Genomic DNA, 2,203 nt, shown 5'->3' with positions numbered 1-2,203 from the left:
GGAGGGATTCGAACCCTCGATGCAGCTTTTGACCGCATACTCCCTTAGCAGGGGAGCGCCTTCAGCCTCTCGGCCACCTCACCAAACCTTACCTGCGATGGTCATCTAACATGACTGACTGACCTCACCGGTACTGCGTGGCGCACATATTACTTTCCCGGTCTTATAAGTCAAATACTTTTTCCCAAGTTATGTTTGTTTGCGCAATTCGCGTCCAAGACGGGCAGATTCACAGCAAAAAGGGGGTTTTATCAACAGAAAAACAGGCGCTTATCTTGCCGCAAGAAAAGACAATTCAAAGAGGATTAGGCGTATTGATAAACGGACGAAAAGGGGAAATGCGCGGAAAAGCAACAATAGCGCCTCGTTTCCGCGAGACGCCTTGTCAATCAATATGATGTCGGTTGCGATTTTTCTGCCTGAATGCGCTGATAGATCTCTTCACGGTGGACAGAAACATCTTTAGGAGCGTTAACACCAATACGCACCTGATTGCCTTTTACCCCTAGCACGGTAACCGTTACCTCATCGCCGATCATGAGGGTTTCGCCAACTCGACGAGTCAAAATAAGCATTCTTTGCTCCTTGAAAGATTATAAAGAGTCGGGTCTCTCTGTCTCCCCGTCATTATCCATCATGTGCCGTGAAAACGTAAACCTAGATGGAGGTGATCACCTCATCATCTCACTCATTGTTTGTCGCTACTGTTAGTTTAGTCGAGATAAGTAGCTTGTGCCTTTGTTATCACAACAAGACCAGCAAGCCTATCCAACTGAGTAACATTGAAGGCGGCATCGCACTCATCTTGCTTGCCGGAAGCCTTTTCGGCAAGACAAAACGCCAAAACCAATAAAGTCATGGCGTTTTGTTAGGATAACACTCTGATTTAATATTTATAGCTTATCAGCCACCCAGGGTTCAATGCTGGCCAGCGCCGCGGGCAAAGACGCCACATCGCTACCGCCGGCCTGCGCCATGTCAGGACGTCCGCCGCCTTTACCACCGACCTGCTGAGCAACAAAGCCGATCAGCTCGCCGGCCTTCACACGATCGGTCAGGTCTTTCGTCACGCCGGAGATAAGGCTGACTTTACCTTCCGCCGCCGTCGCCAGCACGATGACGGCCGATCCTAATTGGTTTTTCAGATCGTCAACCATGGCGCGCAGCATTTTAGGCTCGACATTGTCCAACTGAGTCACCAGCAGCTTCACGCCGTTAATCACTTTCGCTTTGCCTGAAAGTGAGGAGCTTTCCTGCGCGGCCTGCTGCGCTTTCAGCTGTTGGAGCTCTTTTTCCAGCAAACGGGTACGCTCAAGTACAGACCGTACCTTATCAACCAGATTATTACTATCACCTTTTAGAAGCTGCGCAACATCTTGCAAAACATCGCTCTGGCGGTGCAGCGCCGCCAGCGCGTTCTCTCCGGTAACGGCTTCAATACGACGGATACCGGCAGCCGTGCCGGACTCGGAAACGATCTGGAACAGACCGATGTCCCCCGTACGGCCGGCGTGGGTGCCGCCGCACAGTTCGATAGAGAAATCTCCCATGGTGAGAACCCGCACGTGATCCTCATACTTCTCGCCAAAGAGCGCCATCGCCCCTTTTTCTTTGGCATCAGACAACGCCATCTCGTCGGTTTGCACCGCCAGGTTACGGCGAATCTGCGCGTTGACGATATCTTCCACCTGGCGAATCTGTTCCGGCTTCATCGCTTCAGAATGCGAGAAGTCGAAACGAAGATAACTGTCGTTAACCAGGGAGCCTTTTTGCGCCACATGCTCGCCCAAAACCTGACGCAGCGCGGCGTGCAGCAGGTGAGTCGCGGAGTGGTTAAGGCGAATGCGATTGCGGCGCGCGTTATCAATAACCGCCTCCACGCTATCGCCAACTTTCAACGTCCCCTGAGCCAATTTGCCGATGTGCCCGACGGCCTGCCCGTATTTCTGCGTATCCTCAACGACGAAGCTAACGTTAGCGCCTTTCAGTTCGCCCCGATCGCCGACCTGGCCGCCCGATTCGCCATAAAACGGCGTTTCGTTCAGAATGACAATGGCCTCGTGGCCGGCGTCGATCCGCTCTACTGCGCTGCCATTGTGATAGAGCGCGATGATTTTCGCCTGTTGCTGGTTTTGCTCATAGCCGGTAAATGGCGTTTTCGCATCGACGCGTACAAGATTGTTGTAATCGACGCCAAAACCGC

General features: G+C 52.6%; 2 protein-coding genes and 1 tRNA gene. All 3 read right to left on the bottom strand.

Translation table 11 applies throughout. The features are described from left to right. Positions 1-75, bottom strand: a tRNA-Ser gene (locus tag VSX58_RS22140). 314 nt (positions 76-389) lie between these two features. Further along, positions 390-575, bottom strand: a complete 186-nt coding sequence (gene csrA, locus VSX58_RS22135) for a carbon storage regulator CsrA (RefSeq protein ID WP_048637755.1) — start codon at positions 573-575, stop codon at positions 390-392. 318 nt (positions 576-893) lie between these two features. Beyond that, the coding region (gene alaS, locus VSX58_RS22130; RefSeq protein ID WP_327619946.1) for an alanine--tRNA ligase at positions 894-2,203 on the bottom strand (1,310 nt) is incomplete at its 5' end.

The organism is Brenneria populi, assembly GCF_036016195.1.
GTDB classification, from domain to species: domain Bacteria; phylum Pseudomonadota; class Gammaproteobacteria; order Enterobacterales; family Enterobacteriaceae; genus Brenneria; species Brenneria populi.
The sequence above is the reverse complement of the archived record's forward strand: the minus strand, read 5'-3'. Positions and strand labels throughout refer to the sequence as shown.

Excerpts from the sequence above, each read along its gene's own strand:
- csrA (WP_048637755.1), bottom strand. The coding sequence starts at position 575 with ATGCTTATTTTGACTCGTCGAGTTGGCGAAACCCTCATGATCGGCGAT.